21 protein-coding genes and 1 tRNA gene are annotated in these 22,512 nt (G+C 76.5%); 11 read left to right on the top strand and 11 right to left on the bottom strand.

The genetic code is table 11. From position 1 onward, the window contains the following. Positions 1-4: 4 nt before the first annotated feature. The gene (locus ACI79L_RS01870) at positions 5-250 is read right to left on the bottom strand and encodes a hypothetical protein (protein ID WP_456935133.1); all 246 of its coding nucleotides are present in this window, start codon (positions 248-250) and stop codon (positions 5-7) included. A gap of 104 nt (positions 251-354) precedes the next feature. Continuing rightward, positions 355-552 carry a hypothetical protein gene (locus ACI79L_RS01865; RefSeq protein WP_456935132.1) on the bottom strand — a complete coding sequence of 66 codons (198 nt, stop codon included), beginning with the start codon at positions 550-552 and terminating at the stop codon, positions 355-357. A 141-nt stretch (positions 553-693) separates the two neighbouring features. On the opposite strand from ACI79L_RS01865, the gene ACI79L_RS01860 reads away from it, so the two are divergent. Next, positions 694-1,977 (top strand): MFS transporter, encoded by a 1,284-nt coding sequence (locus ACI79L_RS01860; protein ID WP_456935131.1) that lies wholly within the window; start codon positions 694-696, stop codon positions 1,975-1,977. Positions 1,978-2,075: 98 nt separating this feature from the next. Continuing rightward, positions 2,076-2,420, top strand: a complete 345-nt coding sequence (locus ACI79L_RS01855) for an ANTAR domain-containing protein (RefSeq protein ID WP_456935130.1) — start codon at positions 2,076-2,078, stop codon at positions 2,418-2,420. Between the two features lie 11 nt (positions 2,421-2,431). On the opposite strand, the gene ACI79L_RS01850 is transcribed toward ACI79L_RS01855, so the two are convergent. The 3 genes from ACI79L_RS01850 to orn all read right to left on the bottom strand — a co-directional run bounded on the left by ACI79L_RS01850 (position 2,432) and on the right by orn (position 3,757). Continuing rightward, a complete protein-coding gene (locus ACI79L_RS01850; RefSeq protein ID WP_456935129.1) occupies positions 2,432-2,812 on the bottom strand; it encodes a hypothetical protein in 381 nt (126 codons plus the stop codon). A 121-nt stretch (positions 2,813-2,933) separates the two neighbouring features. Continuing rightward, positions 2,934-3,006, bottom strand: a tRNA-His gene (locus ACI79L_RS01845). A 58-nt stretch (positions 3,007-3,064) separates the two neighbouring features. Further along, positions 3,065-3,757 (bottom strand): oligoribonuclease, encoded by a 693-nt coding sequence (gene orn / locus ACI79L_RS01840; protein WP_456935128.1) that lies wholly within the window; start codon positions 3,755-3,757, stop codon positions 3,065-3,067. A 151-nt stretch (positions 3,758-3,908) separates the two neighbouring features. Between orn and ACI79L_RS01835 the strand changes: the two genes are divergently transcribed. Further along, positions 3,909-5,120, top strand: coding sequence for a hypothetical protein (locus tag ACI79L_RS01835; protein WP_456935127.1), 1,212 nt, complete (start codon positions 3,909-3,911; stop codon positions 5,118-5,120). Positions 5,121-5,252: 132 nt separating this feature from the next. After that, positions 5,253-7,106, top strand: a complete 1,854-nt coding sequence (locus ACI79L_RS01830; protein ID WP_456935126.1) for a hypothetical protein — start codon at positions 5,253-5,255, stop codon at positions 7,104-7,106. A gap of 22 nt (positions 7,107-7,128) precedes the next feature. On the opposite strand, the gene ACI79L_RS01825 is transcribed toward ACI79L_RS01830, so the two are convergent. Continuing rightward, positions 7,129-7,728, bottom strand: coding sequence for an SACE_7040 family transcriptional regulator (locus ACI79L_RS01825; protein WP_456927025.1), 600 nt, complete (start codon positions 7,726-7,728; stop codon positions 7,129-7,131). Between the two features lie 141 nt (positions 7,729-7,869). Here ACI79L_RS01825 and ACI79L_RS01820 point away from each other — a divergent pair, with 141 nt between their 5' ends. Next, positions 7,870-9,024 (top strand): acyl-CoA dehydrogenase family protein, encoded by a 1,155-nt coding sequence (locus tag ACI79L_RS01820; RefSeq protein WP_456935125.1) that lies wholly within the window; start codon positions 7,870-7,872, stop codon positions 9,022-9,024. A gap of 12 nt (positions 9,025-9,036) precedes the next feature. Here the strand turns inward: ACI79L_RS01820 and ACI79L_RS01815 are convergent, their stop codons facing one another. Next, positions 9,037-10,050, bottom strand: a complete 1,014-nt coding sequence (locus ACI79L_RS01815; RefSeq protein WP_456935124.1) for an NADPH:quinone reductase — start codon at positions 10,048-10,050, stop codon at positions 9,037-9,039. Between the two features lie 109 nt (positions 10,051-10,159). Here ACI79L_RS01815 and ACI79L_RS01810 point away from each other — a divergent pair, with 109 nt between their 5' ends. The 3 genes from ACI79L_RS01810 to ACI79L_RS01800 all read left to right on the top strand — a co-directional run bounded on the left by ACI79L_RS01810 (position 10,160) and on the right by ACI79L_RS01800 (position 14,962). After that, entirely contained in the window at positions 10,160-11,050 is an 891-nt protein-coding gene (locus ACI79L_RS01810) for an ATP-grasp fold amidoligase family protein (RefSeq protein WP_456935123.1), read from the top strand. Between the two features lie 32 nt (positions 11,051-11,082). After that, positions 11,083-12,948, top strand: coding sequence for a putative bifunctional diguanylate cyclase/phosphodiesterase (locus ACI79L_RS01805; protein ID WP_456935122.1), 1,866 nt, complete (start codon positions 11,083-11,085; stop codon positions 12,946-12,948). Between the two features lie 100 nt (positions 12,949-13,048). After that, positions 13,049-14,962 (top strand): glycosyl hydrolase family 28-related protein, encoded by a 1,914-nt coding sequence (locus ACI79L_RS01800; protein WP_456935121.1) that lies wholly within the window; start codon positions 13,049-13,051, stop codon positions 14,960-14,962. A gap of 115 nt (positions 14,963-15,077) precedes the next feature. On the opposite strand, the gene ACI79L_RS01795 is transcribed toward ACI79L_RS01800, so the two are convergent. From ACI79L_RS01795 to ACI79L_RS01785, 3 genes are all read right to left on the bottom strand, one after another. After that, positions 15,078-15,500: a response regulator gene (locus tag ACI79L_RS01795; RefSeq protein WP_456935120.1), complete on the bottom strand. Its 423-nt coding sequence runs from the start codon at positions 15,498-15,500 to the stop codon at positions 15,078-15,080. Between the two features lie 157 nt (positions 15,501-15,657). After that, positions 15,658-18,261: a bifunctional FO biosynthesis protein CofGH gene (locus ACI79L_RS01790; RefSeq protein WP_456935119.1), complete on the bottom strand. Its 2,604-nt coding sequence runs from the start codon at positions 18,259-18,261 to the stop codon at positions 15,658-15,660. Positions 18,262-18,297: 36 nt separating this feature from the next. After that, the gene (locus ACI79L_RS01785; protein WP_456935118.1) at positions 18,298-18,798 is read right to left on the bottom strand and encodes a flavin reductase family protein; all 501 of its coding nucleotides are present in this window, start codon (positions 18,796-18,798) and stop codon (positions 18,298-18,300) included. 34 nt (positions 18,799-18,832) lie between these two features. On the opposite strand from ACI79L_RS01785, the gene ACI79L_RS01780 reads away from it, so the two are divergent. Beyond that, entirely contained in the window at positions 18,833-20,257 is a 1,425-nt protein-coding gene (locus ACI79L_RS01780; protein ID WP_456935117.1) for a dihydrolipoyl dehydrogenase family protein, read from the top strand. Positions 20,258-20,349: 92 nt separating this feature from the next. Next, complete coding sequence (locus tag ACI79L_RS01775) at positions 20,350-20,838, top strand: NAD(+)/NADH kinase (RefSeq protein WP_456935116.1); 489 nt, start codon at positions 20,350-20,352, stop codon at positions 20,836-20,838. A 4-nt stretch (positions 20,839-20,842) separates the two neighbouring features. Here ACI79L_RS01775 and ACI79L_RS01770 read toward each other — a convergent pair whose 3' ends face one another. Further along, positions 20,843-21,625: a transglutaminase-like domain-containing protein gene (locus ACI79L_RS01770; protein WP_456935115.1), complete on the bottom strand. Its 783-nt coding sequence runs from the start codon at positions 21,623-21,625 to the stop codon at positions 20,843-20,845. Positions 21,626-21,694: 69 nt separating this feature from the next. On the opposite strand from ACI79L_RS01770, the gene ACI79L_RS01765 reads away from it, so the two are divergent. Continuing rightward, entirely contained in the window at positions 21,695-22,495 is an 801-nt protein-coding gene (locus ACI79L_RS01765; protein WP_456935114.1) for an SGNH/GDSL hydrolase family protein, read from the top strand. The last annotated feature ends 17 nt before the right edge of the window (positions 22,496-22,512 follow it).

The following is a 22,512-nucleotide window of genomic DNA, read 5'->3' as shown; positions in this document are numbered from 1 at the left end:
TCGCTCAGAGGCGGGCCAGCTCCGCGCACTCCCGGCAGAGCTGGTGCTCCTCGTACTCCTCCGGCGGCCACTCCGTCTGCTCGTCCACCGCCACGTACGCGCCGCACAGCGACTTGCGGCTGCGGCCGGTGACCCGGCCGATCGTCGCGTGCGCCGGACCGATCTGCCGGGGCTGCAGGCCCTCGGGGCTGCCGACCGAGCCGACCATCACGACCGCGTGCGCGGTCCCGTAGGAGAAGGCAGTGGTCATACCGCCAGGGTCCGAGGCGGCGCCGCGGCGGGCCAGCACCACCCGGTGCGTGTCCGGATCGGGGCGGCGCACCCGCCCCTGCCGTCACAGGCGGCACACCGGGATCAGGCGCCCGGGGCCCCGTCCGGGGTCGCGCTGATCCGCGCGGCGGCCGCGTCGATCCACGGCTGGCCGGTGTCCAGGCCCTCCGCCGTCGCGACGGCCCGCACCGCCGCCGTCGTCACGTCCAGCGGCTGCCCGGGCACCCGGTCGGAGGTCAGCTCGTACACGAGCAGGGCCTTGAGCCGGCTCTCCAAGGGCATGCCGTCCAGCTGTTCCCGCCAGTCCCCCACGGGAGAGCGGTGCCCGGTCCGGGCCCGGTCCATGCGCGTTTCCGGAACCCCGGCGGCGTGGTTCCGGCGGGTGGCGGGAGGGCGGCCCGCGCTGCGGGGCACCATGGGCCGGTGACCGCCTCCCCGCGGGCGCTGGCGCCGCTGCGCTCGGCGGCCTACCGCCGGCTGGCGCTCTCCCTGGCCCTGTCGCTGGTGGCCAACGGCGCCTGGGCGGTGACGGCCGTCTGGCAGGTGGTGGCCCTCGGCGGCGGCCCGGCGGAGCTGTCGCTGGTGACCGGCGCCTCCGCGGTCGGGACGCTGGCGACGGCGCTGCCCGGCGGGGTGCTCGCCGACCGGGTGCCGCAGCGCCACCTGCTGGTCGCGGTCACCCTGCTGGCGGCGGTGCCGGTGGGCCTCGCCGGGGCGCTGTCGGTGGCCGGCGCGCTGCCGCTGCCGCTGCTCGCCGTCGCCGGGCTGCTCGGCGGGGCGGGGCTCGGCCTGCACTACCCGGCCTACTCGGCGCTGGTGCCCGCGCTGCTGCCCGAGGAGCAGCTGCTGGCCGCCAACGGCCTCGAGGGCGCGATGCGGCCACTGCTCTACCAGGTCACCGGCCCCGCGCTGGCCGGGCTGCTGGTGGCGGCGGCCTCCCCGGGCGCGGCGCTGCTGGCCACGGCGGCCACCTCGCTCGCGGCCACCGTCTGCGTCCTCGGGCTGCCGCTGCTGCCCGTGCACCGCGCCGCGGACGGGCCGGCGCACCCGGCGCGGGCGCTGCTGGCCGACCTGCACGAGGGGCTGGCCTTCCTCGTGCGCACCCGCTGGCTGCTCGCCACGCTGCTGTTCGGGGCGCTGATGCTGCTGGTCACCACCGGGCCGCTGCAGGTCCTGACGCCGTTCGCCCTGCGCGAGCGCGCCGGCGGCGGCCCCGTCGAGCACGCCCTGGTGCTCGCCGGCTCCGGCGTCGGCGGCGCGCTGAGCTCGCTCGTCGTCGCCTCGCGGCCCCTGCCGCGCCGCTATCTCACGACGACCGTGCTGCTGTGGGCCGCCGGCTGCCTGCCGCTGGTCGCGTTCGGCACCGCGACGTCGGTGCCGGTCATGGTCGCCGCCGCGGTCCTCGTCGGCGCCGGGGTGCACGGCGGGATGACGATCTGGGGCACCTTGCTGCAGCGCCGCGTCCCGCCGGCGCTGCTCGGCCGCGTGTCCAGCCTCGACTTCGTCGTCTCGGGCGCGCTGGTGCCCGTGTCGGTGGCCCTCGCCGGGCCGCTGGGCGAGGGCGCCGGCCTGCGGGCGGCGTTCCTCGTGGCCGGCCTGGCCCCGCCGCTGCTGGCCGCGGTCACCCTCCTGGCCGCCCGGCTGCCGGCCGACGAGCGCGCCCACCCGCTGGACCGGCCGCTGCCCGCACCGGACGCCGGACGCTGAGGGAAGGGGCATCGGCTACCGTCGGGCGAACGACCAGGTGTCCAGCCCCGGGCACCCGGTGACGCGGCCCCTCCGCCCCGCCCGCACGGAGACCACCCGTGGTTGACCACGCCCCCGCGGAGCGCCCGCCGGCCGGCGCCGACGGCCGGTCGCGTCCCTCACCCGGCTCCACCTCGGCGGCCGTCGCCGCCGCGCTGCAGCGGGCCGCCGACGAGGTCGCCCGCATGGAGAAGAACCTGCTCGTCGCCGACGAGCAGATGACGCACCTGCGCGTCGCCCTCGAGTCGAACCGGCGGATCGGCATGGCGATCGGCATCCTCATGGCGCTGCGCAAGGTCGACGAGGAGGCCGCGTTCGGCCTGCTCAGGACCGCCAGCAGCCACCGCAACGTCAAGCTGCGCCAGGTGGCCGAGGAGGTCATCCGCACCGGGACGCTGGACTGACCGCTCCCCGCTCAGCGGTCCTGCGCGCGGTCGACCGCGGCCTGCTCCCGGTCGATCCGGGCGGCTGCCCGGTCGCGGGCCGCCGCGTCCCGGTCGGCCGCGGCCGCCGCGCGGTCACGGGCCGCGGCCCTGCGGTCGGCCTCCTGGGCGTCGCGGTCGGCGCGGGCGGCCTCCCGGTCGGCCGCCCTGTCCCGGCCGACGGTCGCGTGCCGGTGCCCGGCGGCCGTCATGCGGTCTAGGGCGCGCTCGTCGCGGCCCTCGGCGTCCCGGTCGCGGTCGCGGGCGTCGGCGTCCCGCTCGGCAGCGGCGTCGTCGCGGTCCCAGCCGGCGGTGACGGGGTCGCCGGTGCCGGTGTGCCGTCGTCCGGCATCGGGGGCAGAGGTGCCAGGCACGGGGGACCTCCTCGCCTCGGCGGTTCCTGGGGTCATCCTCGCCCGACGGCCGCGCCTCCGCACCCTCCCGGGGAACGGCAGAGGCCCTGGCCGGGAACCCGGCCAGGGCCTCTGCGTGCGGGGTGAGTGACGGGGCTCGAACCCGCGACACCCAGGATCACAACCTGGTGCTCTACCAGCTGAGCTACACCCACCGCGTGCCCCCCGGCCGCGGACCCGCGCCGGAGGCAGGGACGAGGATACCGGAGCCGGTCAGCTCCCCGACGCAGCCGGGGGGGTGCCGTCCTCCGCGGCCGTGGCGGGCGGCGTGGCGTCGGCCGCGGAGAGCACGTCGGCGAAGCCGGCGACGACCTCCCCGGCGGCCCGCTGCGCCTGCGACGTCGACGGGCCGGGGACGTCGACGAACAGCGTCCGGCGGTAGTAGGCCAGCTCGCGGATCGACTCGACGATGTCGGCCAGGGCGCGGTGGGCGAGGCCCTTGGGCGGCTGGGCGAAGTAGACCCGCGGGAACCAGCGGCGGGCCAGCTCCTTGATCGAGCTGACGTCGACCATCCGGTAGTGCAGGTGGTCGTCGAGCTCGGGCATGTCGCGGGCGAGGAAGCCGCGGTCGGTGCCGATCGAGTTGCCGCACAGCGGGGCGGTGCGCCGCTCGGGCACCCACCGCTTCACGTAGGCGAGCAGCTGCTGCTCGGCCTCGGCCACGGTGAGGGTCGAGGCGCGCACCGCGTCGGTCAGCCCCGACTTGGCGTGCATCTCGGTGACGACGTCGGCCATGTCCTCCAGGTCGGCGTCCTCGGCGGAGATCACGAGGTCCAGGCCGGGGTCGAGGACCCGCAGCTCCGAGTCGGTCACGACGACGGCGACCTCGATGAGCTTGTCCCGGGTGAGGTCCAGCCCGGTCATCTCGCAGTCGATCCAGACCAGGTGCCCGCCGTTGTCCGCCACGTCGGCCGACCCTACGTCCCGTCCGTCCCGCACGCCTCGCGTGTCGGCCCACTACTCCATGCGCCACACCGGCGCCACTCGGGGGGTCGGCTTCGGCGACCTGCGCCGTTACGGTGGATCCATCCCGTCAGCGAGACCAGGGAGTCCTCCCGTGCCCCACCCCGCCCCCGCCGCTCCCGCCCGAGCGGTCCCCCCGGCACCGGGCTCGCTGGCGGCCGGGCTGCGGCACCCCGTCGCGCTGCTGCGCTGGCTGTGGCTCGCGTACACGACGCCGGGCCGGCCCGGGCGCCCGACGGGGGAGACCGAGCTGCGCTGGATCTACACCGCCTGGCTCGGGGCCTTCCTGCTCAAGATGCTCGGCTCGTCCTGGGACGTCTCCTGGCACTTCAAGTGGCTGCGCGACGACCTCGCGCCCCCGCACCTGCTCAACTCGGCCGGCACCGCGGTGGTCGTCGCGCTGGTGGTCTTCCACAGCTACAGCGGCTACGGCGTCGACCGCCGGGCGCTGCGGCTCATGCAGTGGGGGATCGGCACCTTCCTCGTCGCCATCCCGGTCGACATCGTCAACCACCGGATCAACGGCCTGGACATCACCAGCTGGAGCCCCAGCCACGCGCTGCTCTACATCGGGACGGCGATCATGCTGGCCGGCGCGATCCGCGGCTGGTGGCTGTACGCCGCGCCCGGCCGGGTCCGCACGCTCGTGTCGCTGGGCCTGTGGCTGTTCCTCGTCGAGAACGTCGTCTTCCCCAACCAGCACCAGGAGTACGGCGTCCTGTCGCTGCGCGCCTACGAGGCCGGGCGGACGACGGCCGAGCCGCAGCTGCTGGACTTCGCCGCCTCGCAGGGGCAGACGCCGACGATGTTCATGCTGCCGGTGCCCTCCTGGGTGCACCCGGCGTGGCTCCTCTGCGCCGGCCTGCTCTCGCTGGTCGTGGCGCGCAAGGTCGTCGGCCTGCGGTGGACCGCGACGGTCGTCGCCGGCACCTACCTCGCCTACCGCGCCGTGATGTGGGCCGGGCTGGTGGCGATGGGCTTCCCGCCGTCGGTGCTGCCGCTGGTCCTGCTGGCCGGCGCCGTCTGCGTCGACCTCGCGGTCACCCGCGGGCTGCCCGGCTGGAGCGCCGCGCCGGCCACCGCCGTCGTCGTCTACGCCGCCGGCCGGCTGCAGGACGCCGCGGGGGTCCTGCCGCCGTGGAACTGGTCCTGGTGGTCGATCGCGCTCGTCGTCGCGGCGTTCACCGCCCTGTGGTCGGCGGTCGACGTCGTCGGCCGCAGCGCCCGGTTCGCCGACTGGCGCCGTCCCGTCGAGCCGGGCCTCCCGGCCGCCGCGGTCCCGGCCGGCGGCGCGCCGTCCCGCTGAGCGCGGGACCGGCCCGTCACCTGACGTAACGTCGGACGGAGCCGCCCGCCCGGACCCCGCTCCCGGGCCGCGCCCCGCGCCCTCGCGCGCGCCCGGCCTCCCCCCGACCCCCACCCGCCCCCGGAGGACGACGTGCTGGCCCTGACGCCCGTGCCGCCGCAGACGGCGGGGGAGCGTGCGCTCTTCGCCGAGCTGACCCGCTGGGACCGCGGCGGAGCCGTCCGGGGCGCCGTCGTGGCGTCGGTGCCGGTCGTCGACGGCCCCATGGAGCGGCGCCTGTCCGACGCCGTGGTCTTCGTGCCCGAGGGCCTGGCCGTCGTGCGCGTGGTCGAGGTGGTCCGGCAGGCCGGCGTCGTCACCGCGACCCCGGAGGGGTCCTGGACCATCGGCCCGGGCGCCGGTCCCGGCGAGGTGCTGCAGCTGGCCGGCGGCGGATCGACGCCGCTGGACGGCCTCATGCGGGCCGGCATGGACGCCGCGGTCCGGCTGCGCCGGGCCGGGCTCGAGCCCGGCCGCATCGCCCGGCTCACCGTCCTGGCCGGCGACCTGACCGGCCTGGTCCCCGCCGACGGCGACCTCGGCGACGGCGACCAGGTCGCGCTGCTGGAACCCCGCTCCCTGCTGCTCGGCATCTCGCGGGCCGCCCGCTACGCCGGGGTGGACAACCCGCGGCTGTGGACCACCGCCGACGTCCGCGCCGCGCTGACCGCGCTCGGCCTGCAGGGCCGCGGGCCCACGGTCGAGGAGCTCAACGGCGAGGGCTTCCCCTACTCGCCCTACGTCCTGCGCCGGCGGGAGCTGCTCGCCCCCGCGGCGATGGCCGCCTCGGCCGCCTCCGCGGCGCCGCCCGCCCCGGCGCCGGCCCCCGTGGCAGTCCCGCCGCCGGCCCCGGCCGGTCCGCTGGTCGACCCGGTCGCGGCGGCCGCCGTCGCCGCCGCCGCGATCCGGGCGGACGAGGAGGCCGCGGCGCGCGCGGCGGCCGCCGGGGTGGCCGCTCCGGTCGCGCCTGCACCCGTCGCGCCTGCACCCGTCGCGCCTGCACCCGTCGCACCCGGCCCCGTCGCACCCGCGCCCGCCCCGGCGCACCCGGCCACCGCGCGGTTCGAGACGCCCGCCGTCCAGTCCGGGGGCGGCGCCTCGGTCGCCGTCCCCGCCGCCGGCCCCGTTGCCGACCCCGTTGCCGACGTCGCCGACGAGACCGGCGGCATCGGCGGGCTGTTCGGCCGCGCCGACACCGACGCCGGGTACGAGGCCCCGCAGGCCGCGCCGCCCGTCGCGCCGCCGGTCGCGGCTCCCGTCCCGGTCCCGCCGTCCCCGCCGATCCCGCTGGTGGGGCCGCGCCGCCGCTCGCCGGCCGCGCGCCGCCGGCTGGTGCTGCTGGCCGCCGCCGCGCTGGCCGTGGTGGTCGTCGCGGTGGTCGCGCTGGTGAGCCTCACCGGCGGCGGGGGCGACGCCTCCGCCGCCCCGCCCAGCACGAGCGCCCCGGCGCCCTCCCCGGAGCCGCAGGAGGCCGGCCCGCAGCCGGGCGAGCGCACGGTCCTCGACGGCCTGGAGTTCGTCCTGCAGCGGGTGCAGGTCGACGACACCTGCGTCGGCAACTCCTACGGCGACGTCGCCGACTCCTTCGAGCGGACCGACTGCACCGGCCTGGCGCGGGCGCTGTGGTCGACCGACGTCGACGGCCGGGCCGTGGTGGTCTCGGTCGCCACCGTGGACATGGGCGACACCGTCGCCGCCCGCGACCTGCGCGACCTGACCGACCGCAACGGCAGCGGCAACGTCAGCGACCTGCTGCGCGAGGGCGTGACCTACCCGGGTGCGCCCGCCGGGCTGTCCGGCGCCGAGTACGCCAGCGCCGTCCAGGGCCCGGTGGTCACCATCGTGGAGACCGCCTGGACCGGCCCCGGCGAGGGCGGCACCGCCGAGCTCGACCTGGTCGCCGGCACCGGCCTGAGCCTGCCGATGCCCGACCCGTCGACGGACTGACGACCCCCGCGACGGCGACGCGTCAGGCGGTCGCGGCCGCCTCGGCCATGGCGGCGAGCAGCGCGGCCGTCCGTGCGCGCGGCAGCCGGCCGGCGCTGTGCGGCGTGGAGTTGACGAGCCCGAAGACGGCGTGCGCGCGGGCGCGGCTGGCGTCGGTGCCCTCCTCGGGCCGCAGCCGGGCCAGGACGTCCACCCACACCTCGACGTAGCGGCGCTGCAGCCGGCGCACCGCGGCCGCGTCGTCCGCCGGCAGCGAGCCGAGGTCGCGGTCCTGCACGGTGATCAGCGCGGGGTTGTCCAGCGCGAAGTCCACCTGGAAGGCGATCAGCGCCCGCAGCTGCGCGGCGGGGTCGGGACCGGCGGCGGCGACCTGCTCGCGCGCGCCGGCCAGCAGCCGCTGGCTGATGCCCTCGAGCATCTCGGCCAGCATCGCGTCCTTGCTGGCGAAGTGCCGGTAGATCGCCGGGCCGGTCACCCCCACCGCGGCGCCGACGTCGTCGACGCCGACCGCCCGCGCGCCACGCTCGGCGAACAGCTGCGCGGCCGCCCGCAGGATCTGCTCGCGCCGGGAGGGCCGGGCGGCGTCGGCCGTCAGCGCCGAGTCGGGCTGGCTGGCGGTCACGCCGCGGATGCTAACCGCCGCCGTCTGGACCCCGATGTGAACCGTCGTTAACATCGCGGGGGAGCGGCCGGCCGACCGGTGCGGCCGCAGGCGGGCCCCGGGGAGGACCCCACCGGCGGCCCCGGCACCAGGGAGCGCACCGTGCTGGACTACCGGCTCGACGACGAGACCGAGGCCCTGCGGCGGACCGTCCGCGAGTTCGCGCTCGAGGTGGTGGCCCCGCAGATCGGCGGCTTCTACGAGCGCGACGAGTTCCCCACCGCGATCGTGCGGCAGATGGGCGAGCTCGGGCTGTTCGGCCTGCCCTTCCCCGAGGAGTACGGCGGCTCGGGCGGGACCTACTTCGACCTGTGCGTGGCGATCGAGGAGCTGGCCCGGGTGGACAGCTCGGTGGCCATCACGCTGGAGGCCGGCGTCTCGCTCGGCGCGATGCCGCTGTACCGGTTCGGCAGCGAGGAGCAGAGGAAGCGCTGGCTGCCGCGGCTGTGCACGGGCGAGGCGCTGGCCGCGTTCGGCCTCACCGAGCCCGGCGGCGGCTCCGACGCCGGCGCCACCCGCACCACCGCGCGCCTGGAGGACGGCCACTGGGTGGTCAACGGCTCCAAGGCCTTCATCACCAACTCCGGCACCGACCTCACCGAGCTGGTCACCGTCACCGCCGTCACCGGGACCCGGCCCGACGGCGGCAAGGAGATCTCCGCGATCGCGATCCCGTCGGGGACCCCCGGGTTCACCGTGGGCCCGCGGTACTCGAAGGTCGGCTGGAACGCCTCGGACACCCGCGAGCTGTCCTTCAGCGACTGCCGCGTGCCCGAGGACTCGCTGGTGGGGGAGCGCGGCCGCGGCTACGCCCAGTTCCTGTCCATCCTCGACGAGGGCCGCGTGGCCATCAGCGCACTGGCCACCGGCCTGGCGCAGGGCTGCGTGGACGAGTCGGTGCGCTACGCCGGCACCCGCGAGGCCTTCGGCCGGCCGATCGGCCGCAACCAGGCGGTCCAGTTCATGATCGCCGACATGGAGGTGCGCGCCTCCACGGCGCGGCTGGCCTACTACCGCGCCGCCGAGAAGATGCTGCGCGGCGAGCCGTTCCGCCGCGAGGCCTCGATCGCCAAGCTCTACAGCTCCGAGGTCGCGATGGACAACGCCCGCGCGGCCACCCAGGTGCACGGCGGCTACGGGTTCATGAACGAGACGCCGGTCGGGCGCTTCTACCGCGACGCGAAGATCCTCGAGATCGGGGAGGGCACCAGCGAGGTGCAGCGGATGCTCATCGCGAAGGACCTCGGCGTCGGCTGATCTCGCGGGCGCCTAGGCCGTCACGTCGACCAGGACCTTGCCGACGGCGCCGTCCTGCACCGCCCGGTGCGCCTGCGCGGTCTCGGCCAGCGGGAAGACGTGCAGCGGCAGCCCGGCGTCCTCGCCCACCCGCAGCGCGCCGTCGAGGACGGCGGCGTTGACGTCCTCGACGCCGAGGACCTTGGCCCGCTCGGGCTCCGTGTAGACGAGCACGAAGTTCCAGCGGGCGTTGGTGCCCATCTGCGCGCGCACCGGGATGGTGACCTCGGCGCCGCCGTCGTCGGCGTACACCGCGACCGCGCCGTGCATGCCGACGACCTGCGCGTCGACGGCGGCGTTGCGGGCCGCCGACACCTCCACGACCGTGTCGACGCCCTTCGGCGCGATCTTGCGGACCTCGGCGACGACGTCCTGCTGCCGGTAGTCGACGACGTGCGAGGCGCCGGCCGCCGCGGTCAGCTGCGCCTTGCGCGGGCTGCTCACCGTGGCGATGACCGTGGCGTCGGCCCAGCGCGCCAGCTGGATGGCCGCGTTGCCCACCGCGCCGGCGCCGCCCTGCACCAGGACGGTGCGCCCGGTCAGCGAGCCGGGGCCCATCCGGTCGGGCACGGACTCGCCGAGGGTGAGGCAGCGGTGCGCGGTGAGGAACGGGATGCCCAGCGCCGCGCCGAGCTCGAACGAGGGTTTCGGGCCCATGGGCACCGCCTGGCGGGCGGGCACGACGGTGTACTCCGCCGCCGTCCCCCAGGGGCGCTGCCAGGCCGCCTCCCACACCCAGACCCGCTCGCCGCGGATCGCGGGGTCCACGCCCTGGCCGACCGCCTCGACCGTGCCGGCGCCGTCCTGGCCGGGCACCTGGCCGCCGGGCCCGGGCTGCGCCTTGGTGCGGGACTTCCAGTCGGTCGGGTTGACGCCGGCCAGCGCGAGCCGGACGAGGACCTCGCCGGGGCCGGGGTCGGGGGTGGGCCGGTCGGTCAGCTGCAGGACCTCGGGGCCGCCGGGCTCGGTGTAGGTGATGGCACGCACCTCGCGGCCCTACCCCGCGCGGCGTCCCCGTTGCGCACGGCCCTGTTCCGATCGGGGCGCGGCGCGGTAGGGACAGCCCGTGAGCGAGTCCGCCCCACCCTGGAGCCGTGTGCTCCCGTCCTCGCTGCGGCGTGCCCGGCTCTACCGGCAGCACCACGGCCGGCTGCCGCCGTGGGGGGAGGCACGCACCTTCACCGAGAAGCTGCAGCGGCGGATCACCCGCGATCGCCGTCCGCTGCTGGCGCCGACCTGCGACAAGCTGGCCATGAAGGAGCACTTCGCGCGGCGGGCGCCGGATCTGCTGCGGGTGCCGCGGACGTACTGGACCGGCAGCGACGTCGCGGAGCTGGCCGACGTCGACCTCCCGGGCGCGTGGGTGCTCAAGCCCAACCACTCGTGCCGCCGGGTGCTGGTGGCGGAGGGGCCGCCCGACGTCGCCGATCTCGCCGCGCGCACCGCCGGCTGGGTCGCCGAGCGCTACTGGCGCGACAGCGAGGAGTGGGCCTACCGCTGCGCCCGGCCGGGCCTGCTGGTGGAGGAGCACATCGGGGAGCCCGGGGAGGTGCCCACCGACCTCAAGGTCCTGGTGTTCCACGGCGTGCCCCGGGTGGTCGGCGTGCACACCGGCCGGCGGGACGTCCACCGGGCGCGCCTGTACACCGCCGGCTGGGAGCCGCTGCCCTGGACGTGGGGCTACCCGCCCGGGCCCGACCTGCCGCGCCCGGCCTGGCTGCCCGAGCTGCTCGCGGCCGCGGCCGCGGCGGCGGCCGGCTTCGACATGCTGCGGGTGGACCTCTACCGGTACGACGGCCGGCTGTGGGCGGGGGAACTGACGCCCTATCCGGGCGCGGGGCTGTCCCGTCTCGAGCCGGGGCTCGACGCGTGGCTGGGCAGCTGGTGGACGCTGCCCGCCGAGGTGGACCGGCCGCGCTGGCGCACCGCGGCGCGCAGGGCGTGGCGGTCCTCACCTCCTGGGGTGAGCCCCGCGGAGCGGAACTGATCCGGTACGGATGGGCGGCCGATGGGGGCACCATGGAGCTCCCCGTCATCGGCCGACTCCGCCGCGCGCTGCCCGAGGGACGGCCGCTGCCGGACGAGGTCTGGCAGCGGCGGCACACGCTGCTGCTGCGGCTGGCCGCGGTGCAGGCCGTGGTGATCGGCGTCGTCGCGGTGGCCCGGGGCTGGTCCCCGGCCGCGGCGGTCGGTGCCGCCCTCGCCGTCGCCTACCCGCTGTCGTTCAGCCTGCTGCCGAACGCCGGCCGCACGCTGCGGGCCGCGGGGGTGACCGGGAGCCTGCTGGCCGCCTCGGTGCTGCTCGTGCACGCCTGCGACGGGCTGACCGAGGCGCACTTCCACTTCTTCGTCGTCGTCGGCCTGGTGTCGCTCTACCAGGACTGGGTGCCCTTCGGGCTCGCCCTCGTGGTCGTCATCGGGCACCACGGCACCGTCGGGACGCTCTTCCCGCACTCGGTGTTCGACCACGAGGCGGCCTACCGCGACCCGTGGCTGTGGGCGCTCGTGCACGGCGGGTTCGTGCTGGCCGCGAGCCTGGCGCACCTGTCCTCGTGGCGGCTCAGCGAGCGGCAGGGGCTGCACGACCCGCTCACGGGGCTGGCCAACCGCACCCGCCTGCTGCAGACCACCGCCGCGCTGCTGGCCCGCCGCACCGGCCCGGTCAGCGTGCTGTTCCTGGACCTGGACGACTTCAAGGACGTCAACGACACCCGCGGCCACGCCGCCGGCGACGTCCTGCTCACCACGGTGAGCGACCGGCTGCGGACCTGCGTCCGCGAGGGCGACGAGGTGGGCCGGCTGGGCGGCGACGAGTTCGCCGTCGTGGTCGACGGCGGCGCCGACGAGGCGGCGGCGGTCGGCGAGCGGGTCCTGGCCGCGCTCGCCGAGCCGGTCGACGTCGGCGGGCGTCCGCTGGCGGTGCACGTGAGCATCGGCGTCGCCGACACCGCGACCGCCGGGGACCGGCGGCCCGGCACGCTGCTGCGCCACGCCGACCTGGCCATGTACCGCGCCAAGGCGCTGGGGAAGAACCGGCTGGTCCGCTACGTGCCCGGCATGGCCGAGGCGGCCGAGGACGAGGTCACCCTGCTGCAGGACCTCGCCGCCGCGGTCCGGGCCGGCCAGCTGGAGGTCCACTACCAGCCCACCGTCGACCTCGCCGACGGCCGCACCACGGGCTACGAGGCGCTGCTCCGCTGGCACCACCCGGAGCGGGGACTGGTGCCGCCGGCGGAGTTCGTGCCGCTGGCCGAGGCGAGCGGCGCGATCGTCGAGATCGGCCGCTGGGTGCTCGAGCGGGCGGTCGGGCAGGCGGCGGCCTGGACGGCGGAGGCCGGCCGGCCGATCGGCATCGCGGTCAACCTCTCCCCGCGGCAGCTGGCCGACGACGACGTCGTCGCGCTGGTGTCCGCCGTCCTCGCCGCGAGCGGGCTGCCGGCGGCGCAGCTGACGCTGGAGGTGACCGAGGGGGTGCTGCTGCGCGACGTCGACCGGGTGGCCGGCCAGCTGTGCGCGCTCCGGGAGCTCGGCGTGCGGATCGCGATCGACGACTTCGGCACCGGCTACGCGAGCCTGTCCTACCTGCGCCGGCTGCCCGCCGACGTCCTCAAGATCGACCGCAGCTTCGTGCAGGACCTCGGCGGCGACGTCCGCGCGACCGCGCTGGTGGCCTCCATGATCGAGCTGGCGCACAACCTGCGGCTGGAGGTGGTCGCGGAGGGCGTGGAGACCAGCGAGCAGCACGCCGTCCTCGGTGGCCTCGCCTGCTCGCAGGCGCAGGGGTTCCTGTTCGGCCGCCCGCTGCCCGCGCCCGCGCACGACCCCGCGCAGCCGGCGGCCGCCGCCGTCGTCCCCGCGCCGCGGGAGCCGGTGCCGACCGCCTGACCTGCGCGGGCGTCCGGGGTGGTGGCGGATGAAACGGAACGGTCCCCTAACCTGTGTGCGCACCGTGACAGCAGTCACACCGTGCGTACACCCCTCGACGATGAGGACGTCCGTGCAGCCAGCATCCCTCCCCGCGGCCCGCCGGCGCCGTCTCGGCGCCGCGCTCGCCGTCACGACGGCCCTGTCCGTCTCGCCCCTCGCGGTCGGGGCGGCCTCCGCCGCCCCGCCGCCCGCCACCAGCCCGACCGCGCCGGACCTCGGCGTGAACGTCACCGTGTTCGACCCGTCCATGCCGGTCAGCCGGATCCAGGCGACCCTCGACGCCACCTGGGAGAAGCAGCGGGACAACGAGATGGGCAGCGAGCGCTACGCCTACCTCTTCGAGCCCGGGGTCTACGGCACCGACGCCCAGCCGCTGCAGATCAAGGTCGGCTACTACACCGAGGTCACCGGCCTCGGGGACTCGCCGTCCGACGTGGTCATCAACGGCAAGGTCGAGACCTACAACCGCTGCCTCGAGGGCGGCGGCACCAGCAACTGCATCGCGCTGAACAACTTCTGGCGCACCGTGTCGAACCTGACGATCGACGTCAACGGCGCCGGTCAGGACGGCTGCCGTGCCTCGGCCAACTTCTGGGCTGTTTCGCAGGCCGTCTCGCTGCGCCGGGTGGCGGTCACCGGCGCCAACCTGTCGCTGATGGACTACTGCACGGCCGGCCCGCAGTACGCCAGCGGCGGCTTCATCGCCGACTCGCAGCTGCCCTTCACCATCAGCGGCTCCCAGCAGCAGTGGCTGACCCGCAACAGCACGGTGGCCGGCTGGTCCAACGGCGTCTGGAACCAGGTCTTCTCCGGCGTCGAGGGCGCGCCCTCGGAGGCCGGCTTCCCGAACCCGCCCTACACCACCCTGGACACCACCCCGGTCAGCCGGGAGAAGCCGTTCCTCTTCCTCGACGACGCCGGCCGCTGGAACGTGCGGGTGCCCGCGGCGCAGCAAGCCTCACGCGGCACCAGCTGGGGCAACGGGCTCACGCCGGGCCGCACGCTCTCCCTTCCCGACTTCCTCGTCGCGACGCCGTCGACGCCGGTGCAGCAGATCAACAACCACCTCGCCCGCGGCGGCCACCTGCTGCTCACGCCGGGGGTCTACGACGTCGCGCGCAGCATCGACGTCAAGCGGCCGGGCACCGTGGTGCTCGGCATCGGGCACGCGACGCTGACCGCGGTCGGCGGGGCGGTCCCGCTGACCGTCGCCGACGTCCCCGGCGTCGTCGTGGCCGGCGTGACCGTCGACGCCGGCACCGTCGAGTCGCCGGCGCTGCTGCAGGTCGGCAAGCCCGACGGCGACGGCGGGACCTCCAGCGCGGCGGACCCGACGACGCTGTCGGACGTCTACTTCCGCGTCGGCGGCCCGCACGTGGGCAAGGTCGACACCGCGCTCGTGGTCGACAGCGACGACGTGCTCATCGACCACACCTGGGTGTGGCGCGCCGACCACGGCGTCGAGCCCGGCTTCACCCAGGGCGTCAACGGCGACACCGACCGCTGGCGGACCAACACCGGCCGCGTGGGCGCCGAGATCAACGGCGACCGGGTCACCGCGACCGGCCTGTTCGTCGAGCACTTCCAGACCTACAACACGATCTGGAACGGCGAGCAGGGGACGACGGTCCTCTACCAGAACGAGCTGCCCTACGACCCGCCGTCGCAGGCCGACTGGCAGCAGCCCGACGGCACCCTCGGCTGGGCCGGCTACAAGGTCGCCGACGACGTGCAGCAGCACCGCCTCCACGGCGGCGGCGTGTACGGCTACCAGCGCAACGCCGGTCCGGGGATCACCACCGAGAGCGGCTTCGAGGTGCCGGCGACGCCGGGCGTGCGGCTGCACCACGTGATGACCGTCCACCTCGACGGCCTCGGCATCATCCGGCACGTGGTGAACGACGTCGGCGGCCAGGCCGACGGCAGCAACCAGGGCCAGCCGCGGTACGTGGTCGACCACCCGACGGCCTGACGCAGTGAGCCCGGTGGGCCGTCGCGGACTCCCGCGGCGGCCCACCGGCGCGTTCCGGTGGTCCCGGTGTCACCCGAGGCGTCGGGAGGACGACGGTCGACAGGGCGCCGCGGCGTCACAGGCAGTAGGGACAGCCCGTGCCGCCGGCGGCGACCGTGCGCACGCAGCGGAGCAGCGCGTGGAGACGGGTGCCCTTCGGCACCAGCGCGTGGGCCCCGGCGGCGAGGGCCTCGAGCCGTGCCTCGCCGGCTTCCGCGGTCAGCACGACGACCCGGGCCTCGGGTCGAGCGGCGCGCAGCGCCTCCGTGGCCGCCAACCCGTCCATCACCGGCATGGACAGGTCCATGCACACGACGTCGGGACGCAGGCGTGCAGCGGCCTCCACCACCTGCGACCCGTCCTCGCACTCGCCGACGACGACGAGGCCGTCCTCCTCGGACAGTGCCTCCACGAGGGTCCTGCGCAGGTGCGGGTGGTCCTCGACGAGGAGCACGCGGATCTCGGCGGTGACGTCACCGCCGTCGTCAGCTCCGGCCATCCGTGCACCTCCTGACCGTCCGGCGAGCACCCGCGGGGACCTGTCGGCCGTGGCACCTCGAACGGTGCGGCGACGATCCTGGGAGACGTCGGCGCTCACCGCAAGCCCGACGGGCGGCCCTCCCCGGGCCCCGAGCCGCGGGATCGCTCCCAGCGGCTCAGACGGGGGTGATCGAGAGGGTCAGCGCGCGGCGGCCGGCCTCGGAGCGGGCGGTGCGCAGCCGCTCCTCCGACGGGGTGCCGTACTCGGTGGTGCGCTGCCGCGCGGGCCGGCCGATCGCCGCGGCCATCGCCTCGAGCTCGGCGATCGTCTTGAGCGAGCCGTTCTCGCTGCCGGCCATCCGGCTGATGGTCTCCTCCATCAGCGTGCCGCCGAGGTCGTTGGCGCCGCCCCGCAGCACCGCCTGGGTGCCGGCGTCGCCGAGCTTCACCCACGACGTCTGGATGTTGCGGATGCGGCCGTGCAGCAGCAGCCGGGCGACGGCGTGCACCGCCCGGTTCTCCCGCACCGTCGGGCCCGGCCGCGCGACACCGGCCAGGTAGATCGGCGCGTTGTGGTGCACGAAGGGCAGCAGCACGAACTCGGTGAACCCGCCGGTCTCGTCCTGCTGGCGGGCGATGGTGCGCAGGTGCGCCACCCAGTGCGCCGGGGTGTCGACGTGGCCGTACATCATCGTCGACGTCGTCGGGATGCCCACCCGGTGCGCGGTGCCGATGATCTCCAGCCAGGTCGCCGCGGGCAGCTTGCCCTTGGTCAGCACCCAGCGGACCTCGTCGTCGAGGATCTCCGCCGCCGTGCCGGGGACCGAGTCGAGCCCGGCCTCCTTCGCGGCGAGCAGGAAGTCCTCGAACGACAGCCCGGTCCGCGCCGAGGCGTTGACGATCTCCATGGGGCTGAACGCGTGCAGGTGGATCCCCGGCCGGCGGCGCTTCACCTCGCCGATCAGGTCGAGGTAGGCGGAGCCCGGCAGGTCGGGGTGGATGCCGCCCTGCATGCAGATCTCGGTGGCGCCGGCGGCCCAGGCGCGGTCGACCCGGTCGCCCACCTCGGACAGCGACAGCGTGTAGGCGTCGGCGTCGGTGCGCCGCTGCGCGAACGCGCAGAACCGGCAGCCGGTGTAGCAGACGTTGGTGAAGTTGACGTTCCGGTTGACGACGTAGGTGACGTCGTCGCCCGTGACGTCGCGGCGGACGGCGTCGGCCAGGGCGCACAGCGCCTCGAGGTCGGGGCCGTCGGCGCCGAGCAGCGCGAGGTACTGGGCGTCGGTGAGGCCGGCGGGGTCGCGCTCGGCGGCGCGCAGCGCGGCGGCCACCTCGGGGTCGCCGACGGCGAGCGCGGTGGAGGAGCCGTCGCGGGCGGACTCGGTGCGCGCGCGGAGGTCGGCCCAGTCGCCGTAGACGGCGTCGAAGTCGCCGCGCCGGTCGCCGGTGCGGCCGACGGTGTCCACCTCGACGTGCAGGTCGGTGCGGCCGGAGGAGACCCACGCCTCGTCGGGCTCCTGCCACGGCAGCCCGGCCGGGATCCGGCCCTCGACGGCGAGCCCGTCCGGCCCGGCGAGCGCGGCCACGTGCGGGCGCACCCGCGGGTCCAGCCACGGCTCGGGCTCGAGCACGTAGCGCGGCTGGGCGGCCAGCCGCTCGCGCAGGGTGAACCCGCCCTCGGCGGTGAGCGCGGCGAGCTTGTCGGTGTTGGGCCAGGGCCGCTCGGGGTTGACGTGGTCGGGCGTGAGCGGGGAGACCCCGCCCCAGTCGTCGACGCCGGCCCGCAGCAGCAGCCCGAGCTCGGTGGAGTCCGACAGGTTCGGCGGCGCCTGCACCCGCGCCCGCGGGCCGAGCAGCAGTCGGGTGACGGCGACGGCGGCCACGTACTCCTGCAGCGCGAGGTCGTCGTGCGCGGCCATCGCGGTGCGCGGCTTGGCGCGGAAGTTCTGGACGATGACCTCCTGCACGTGCCCGTGCCGCTGGTGCGCGGCGCGGATCTGCAGGACGGCGTCGACCCGCTCGGCCGGCGTCTCGCCGATGCCCAGCAGCACGCCGGTGGTGAACGGGACGGCGGAGCGGCCGGCGTCCTCGAGCACCCGCAGCCGGACCGCCGGCTCCTTGTCGGGGGAGCCGTGGTGCGGGCCGCCGCGCTCGGACCACAGCCGGGTCGCCGTCGTCTCGAGCATCATGCCCATCGACGCCGCGACCGGCTTGAGCCGCTGGACCTCCTCCCAGGTCATCACCCCGGGGTTGAGGTGCGGCAGCAGCCCGGTCTCCTCCAGCACCCGGACCGCCATCGCACGCAGATAGGCCAGGGTGGAGTCGAAGCCGTGCGCCTCCAGCCACTCGGCGGCGACGGGCCAGCGGTCCTCGGGGCGGTCGCCGAGGGTGAACAGCGCCTCCTTGCAGCCCAGCGCGGCGCCCTGCCGGGCGACGTCGAGCACCTCGTCGGGGGAGAGGAACGGCGCCTTCCCCTGGGCCCGCAACTGCCCGGGCGTGGTCACGAAGGTGCAGTAGTGGCAGCGGTCGCGGCACAGGTGGGTGAGCGGGATGAACACCTTGCGGCTGTAGGTGACCACGCCGGGGCGGCCGGCCGAGGCCAGGCCGGCGTCGCGCACCCGGGAGGCGGCGGTGAGCAGGCGGTCCAGCGGCTCGCCGTCGCCGAGCCCGCGGGCCGACAGCAGGGTCTCGGCCTCGCCGGCGTCGAGGGTCACGCCCCGCTCGGCGCGGGCGAGGGCCCGGCGCAGCGCGGACGGCACGGGGATCTGGGGCTCGCTCATCGCCCCCGAAACTAGACCCGGTCCGGCCGCCGGGGCCTAGTGAGTCCCGGGGGCGTCGACGTAGCGGCCGCGCAGCCGGAGCAGGGGCGCGGCGTCCTCGCGCAGCACGGGCACGTCCTCGACGGCGAGCAGCGCCAGCACGTGGTCCCCGGCCGGCACCAGCCGGTCGAGCCGGCAGTCCAGCGCGACGACGCCGCCGTCGAGCACGATCGCGCCGCTGCCGGCCGCCCGCGACCACGGCACCGACTCGAGCAGGTGCCGCGCCGAGGGCCGCCCGGCGGAGGAGAACCGGCTGGCGAGGATCGCCTGCCCGGCGGCGAGCACGGTGAGCCCGCAGGTGCCCACGGCCTCCAGCACCTCGGCGGAGTACCCGTCGGCGGTCAGCCCGACGGCGACCAGCGGCGGGTCGGCCGACACGCTCATCACCGAGGTGACCGTCGTCCCGACGTCGTCGATGTCGTCCCGGACGGTCAGCAGCGCCACCCCCGCGGCGTACTGCCGCAGGGCGGCGCTGAACTCGGAGGGTGACACCGGCATGGCGGCCAGTCGACCACACCGCCAGGATGGCGCGGTGAGCAGCGCAGACGAGGAGACCTACGACGTCGTCGTGATGGGGGCCGGCTCGACCGGGGAGAACGTCGCCGACGTCGTCGTGCGGGGCGGGCTGTCCGCGGTGCTCGTCGAGGAGCACCTCGTCGGCGGGGAGTGCTCGTACTACGCGTGCATGCCGAGCAAGGCGCTGCTGCGCGGCACCGAGGCCATCGAGGAGGCCCGCGCGGTCAAGGGTGCGGCGGCCGCGGTGACCGGCGAGCAGGACGTCACCGCCACCCTCGAGCGCCGTGACTCATTCGCCGGCCACTGGGACGACGCCGGCCAGGTGCGCTGGGTCGAGGGCGCGGGCATCGACCTGGTCCGCGGCACCGCCCGGCTCGAGGGCGAGCGCACCGTCGTCGTGACCCGGCCCGACGGCGGGGAGACCCGGCTGACCGCGCGGCACGCGGTCGCCGTCTGCACCGGGTCGGAGCCCGCGGTGCCGCCGGTCGAGGGCCTGGCCGACGTCGAGCCGTGGAGCCCGCGCGAGGCCACCAGCGCCAAGGAGCCCCCGCGCCGGCTGCTGGTGGTCGGCGGCGGCTACGTCGGCTGCGAGATGTCCTCCGCCTGGAACGCCCTCGGCTCGCGTGTGACGCTCCTCCAGCAGGGCGACCGGCTGCTGCCCGGCGCCGAGCCGCAGGCCGGGGACGCCGTGCTCGCCTCGCTGCGCGACCGCGGCGTCGACGTCCGGCTCGGCGCCGAGGTCCGCGCGGCCCGCCGCGAGCACGACGAGGTGGTCCTCACGACCGCCGAGGGCGAGGTCCGCGGCGACGAGGTGCTCGTGGCCGTCGGGCGGCGGGCGCGGACGACCGCGATCGGCGTGGACAGCGTCGGGCTGGAGCCGGGGGAGTACCTCGACGTCGACGACACGCTGCAGGTGCGCGGGCTGCCCTGGCTCTACGGCGTCGGCGACGTCAACGGCCGCCGGCAGCTCACCCACATGGGCAAGTACCAGGCCCGCCAGGCCGGCGCGGCGATCGTCGCGCGCGCCCGCGGCGAGGAGGTGCGCGGGGAGGACTGGTCGCCGCACACCGCCACCGCCGACCGCGCCGCCACGCCCTCGGTCGTGTTCACCGACCCGCAGGTGGCCAGCGTCGGCCTGACCAGCGCCCAGGCCGAGGAGCGGGGCCTGCCGCACCGCGTCGTCGAGTACCCGATCGGCTCGGTCTCGGGGGCGGCGCTGTTCGCCGACGGCTACGAGGGGACCGCGATCGCCGTCGTCGACACCGAGCGCGAGGTGCTGCTCGGGATGACCTTCGTCGGCCCGGCGGTGGCCGAGCTGCTGCACGCGGCGACGATCGCCGTCGTCGGGGAGGTCCCGATCGCGCGGCTGTGGCACGCGGTCCCGGCCTACCCGACGGTCAGCGAGATCTGGCTGCGGCTGCTCGAGACCTGGCGCGGCTGAGCGCCGGGAGGCGCCTCGGGCTGGTCCTGCACCCCACGCGGGACTCCTCCGCCGCGGTCCGGCAGGTCACCGGGTGGACCGCCGGCGCCGCGGTGCAGCCGCTGGCCGACCGCGACGACGTCGCCCGGCTCTCCCTGACCGGCGTCACCGCAGTGGCGTCCGAGGAGCTGGCGGGCACCTGCGACGGCGTGATCGCGCTCGGCGGCGACGGCACGATCCCCGGGGCGATGCGGATGGTCAGCGCGCGCCCGGTGCCGGTGCTCGGCGTCAACCTCTGCCACCTGGGGTTCCTCGGCGAGGTGGAGGGCCGCGAGCTCGGCGAGGCGCTGACCATCGGCGCCGGGCGGCCGGCGATGGAGTTCGACGGCGTCCTCGGCGGCCGGCTGCAGCCCGGCGACGGGGTGACCGTCTCCTACCGCCCCGGCGCCGGGCAGCTCGTGCGGATCGAGGGCTCCCGCTCCGCGCAGCGCAGCCGGGCCGAGCTCTCGCTGCTGGACCTGCCGTTCCTGCCCGCCGAGATGGTCGGGCTGCTCCCGCGCGACCTCCGGGAGCGGCTGCGCGAGGTGCCCGAGGAGGGCTGAGCGCTCAGGGCAGCGGGAACGGCGCGCCGTCCGGCGCGGGCAGGTCGCCGTCGACGGCGGCGGTGACGGTCATGCCGAGGAACCGCGCCCCGCCGAGCGTGGTGAGGAAGGCGGTGTCGGCGGCGTCGCGGCCCGAGCAGATCCGCACCAGCGACGACGTCGGCGCCAGCCGCGTCGCGTCGACCACGCACCACGTCCCGTCCACGTCGGCCTCGGCGACGGCGTGGAAGTCCATCGGGTCCAGCCCCGGCGCGTAGACGGCGACCAGCCGCGCCGGCACCTCCAGCGCGCGCAGCAGGGTGACCGTGAGGTGCGCGTAGTCGCGGCACACGCCGCGCCCGGCCAGCAGCGTGTCGACGGCGGTGTCGACCGGGCGGCTGGTGCCCGCGGCGTAGACCAGCCGGCGGTGCACCCAGTCGGACACCGCGCCCACCAGCTCGGCGCGGGGCAGCGAGCGGTCGAACTCGGCGGAGGCGAACCCCGCGAGCTGGTCGGACGGACAGTAGCGGCTGGGCCGGATCGCCTCCGCCCACGCCTCCGGCGTCACCGCCCGGCCCGGGCCGCCGCGCTCCGCGGTCGCGGTGTAGGTGACCTCGGTGGTGCCCGCCTCCAGCCGGACCCGGTGCACCCGCGCCTCGCCCACCCGGAGCTCCTCGACCCCCAGCGGGCGCCCCTCGCACAGCGCGGTCAGCGTCTCGGTGGCGGGCGCGGCCACCGCCACCTGCAGCAACGCGGTGGCCGGGCCGGCCGAGGAGAGGGTGAGCGAGGCGGCGACGGAGGTCGGCATGACCGAGATCGTCGCCGCGGCCGGGGTCCCGGCGCGCTGTGTGCTCGCTCACCGTGCTGCAGTGGATCCGTGCCCGCACCGTCCCGCAGCTCCTGGCGCCGCTACGTCGCCCTCGGCGACTCCTTCACCGAGGGGCTCAGCGACCCCGAGCCGGCCCGCCCCGGCGAGTACCGCGGCTGGGCCGACCGGCTCGCCGGGCACCTCGCCGAGGCCTCGCCGGGCGCCGACGTCGAGTACGCCAACCTCGCCGTCCGCGGGCGGCTGCTCCCGCAGGTGCTCGCCGAGCAGGTCCCGGTCGCCCGCGCGGCGCGGCCGGACCTGGTGAGCCTGGTCGCCGGCGGCAACGACCTGCTCCGCCCCGGCGCCGACCCCGACGTGCTCGCCGCCGCGCTGGAGGAGGCGGTGGCCGGCTTCCGCGCCGACGGCGCCGACGTGCTGCTGGCCACCGGTGTCGACCCGCGGCTGACGCCGATCATCCGGCGCACCCGCGGCCGGGTCGCGGTGTTCAACGCCTCGCTGTGGTCGATCGCCGCCCGGCACGGCGCCGTCGTCCTCGACCAGTGGGGCGCGCGCTGGCTGCTGGACTGGCGGCTGTGGGACAGCGACCGCATCCACCTCACCGCCGAGGGGCACCGGCGGATGGCGCTGGCCGCGGCCGACGCGCTCGGCGTCCCGGTCCCCGGCGACGGCGAGTGGCGCACCCCGCTGCCGCCGGCGCCGCCGCGGGCGCTGCGCGCGGCCGTGGCCGAGGAGGCCGCGTGGGTGCGCGGATTCGTCGCGCCGTGGATCGCCCGCCGGCTGCGCGGCCGGTCCTCCGGCGACGGCCGGGCCCCGAAGCGGCCGGTGCCGCTGGCGCTGCCCCGCGGCTGAGCGTGCCCGTCCGCGGA

Source organism: Geodermatophilus sp. SYSU D00684 (assembly GCF_054050455.1).
This window is presented reverse-complemented; position numbering and strand designations above follow the sequence as displayed.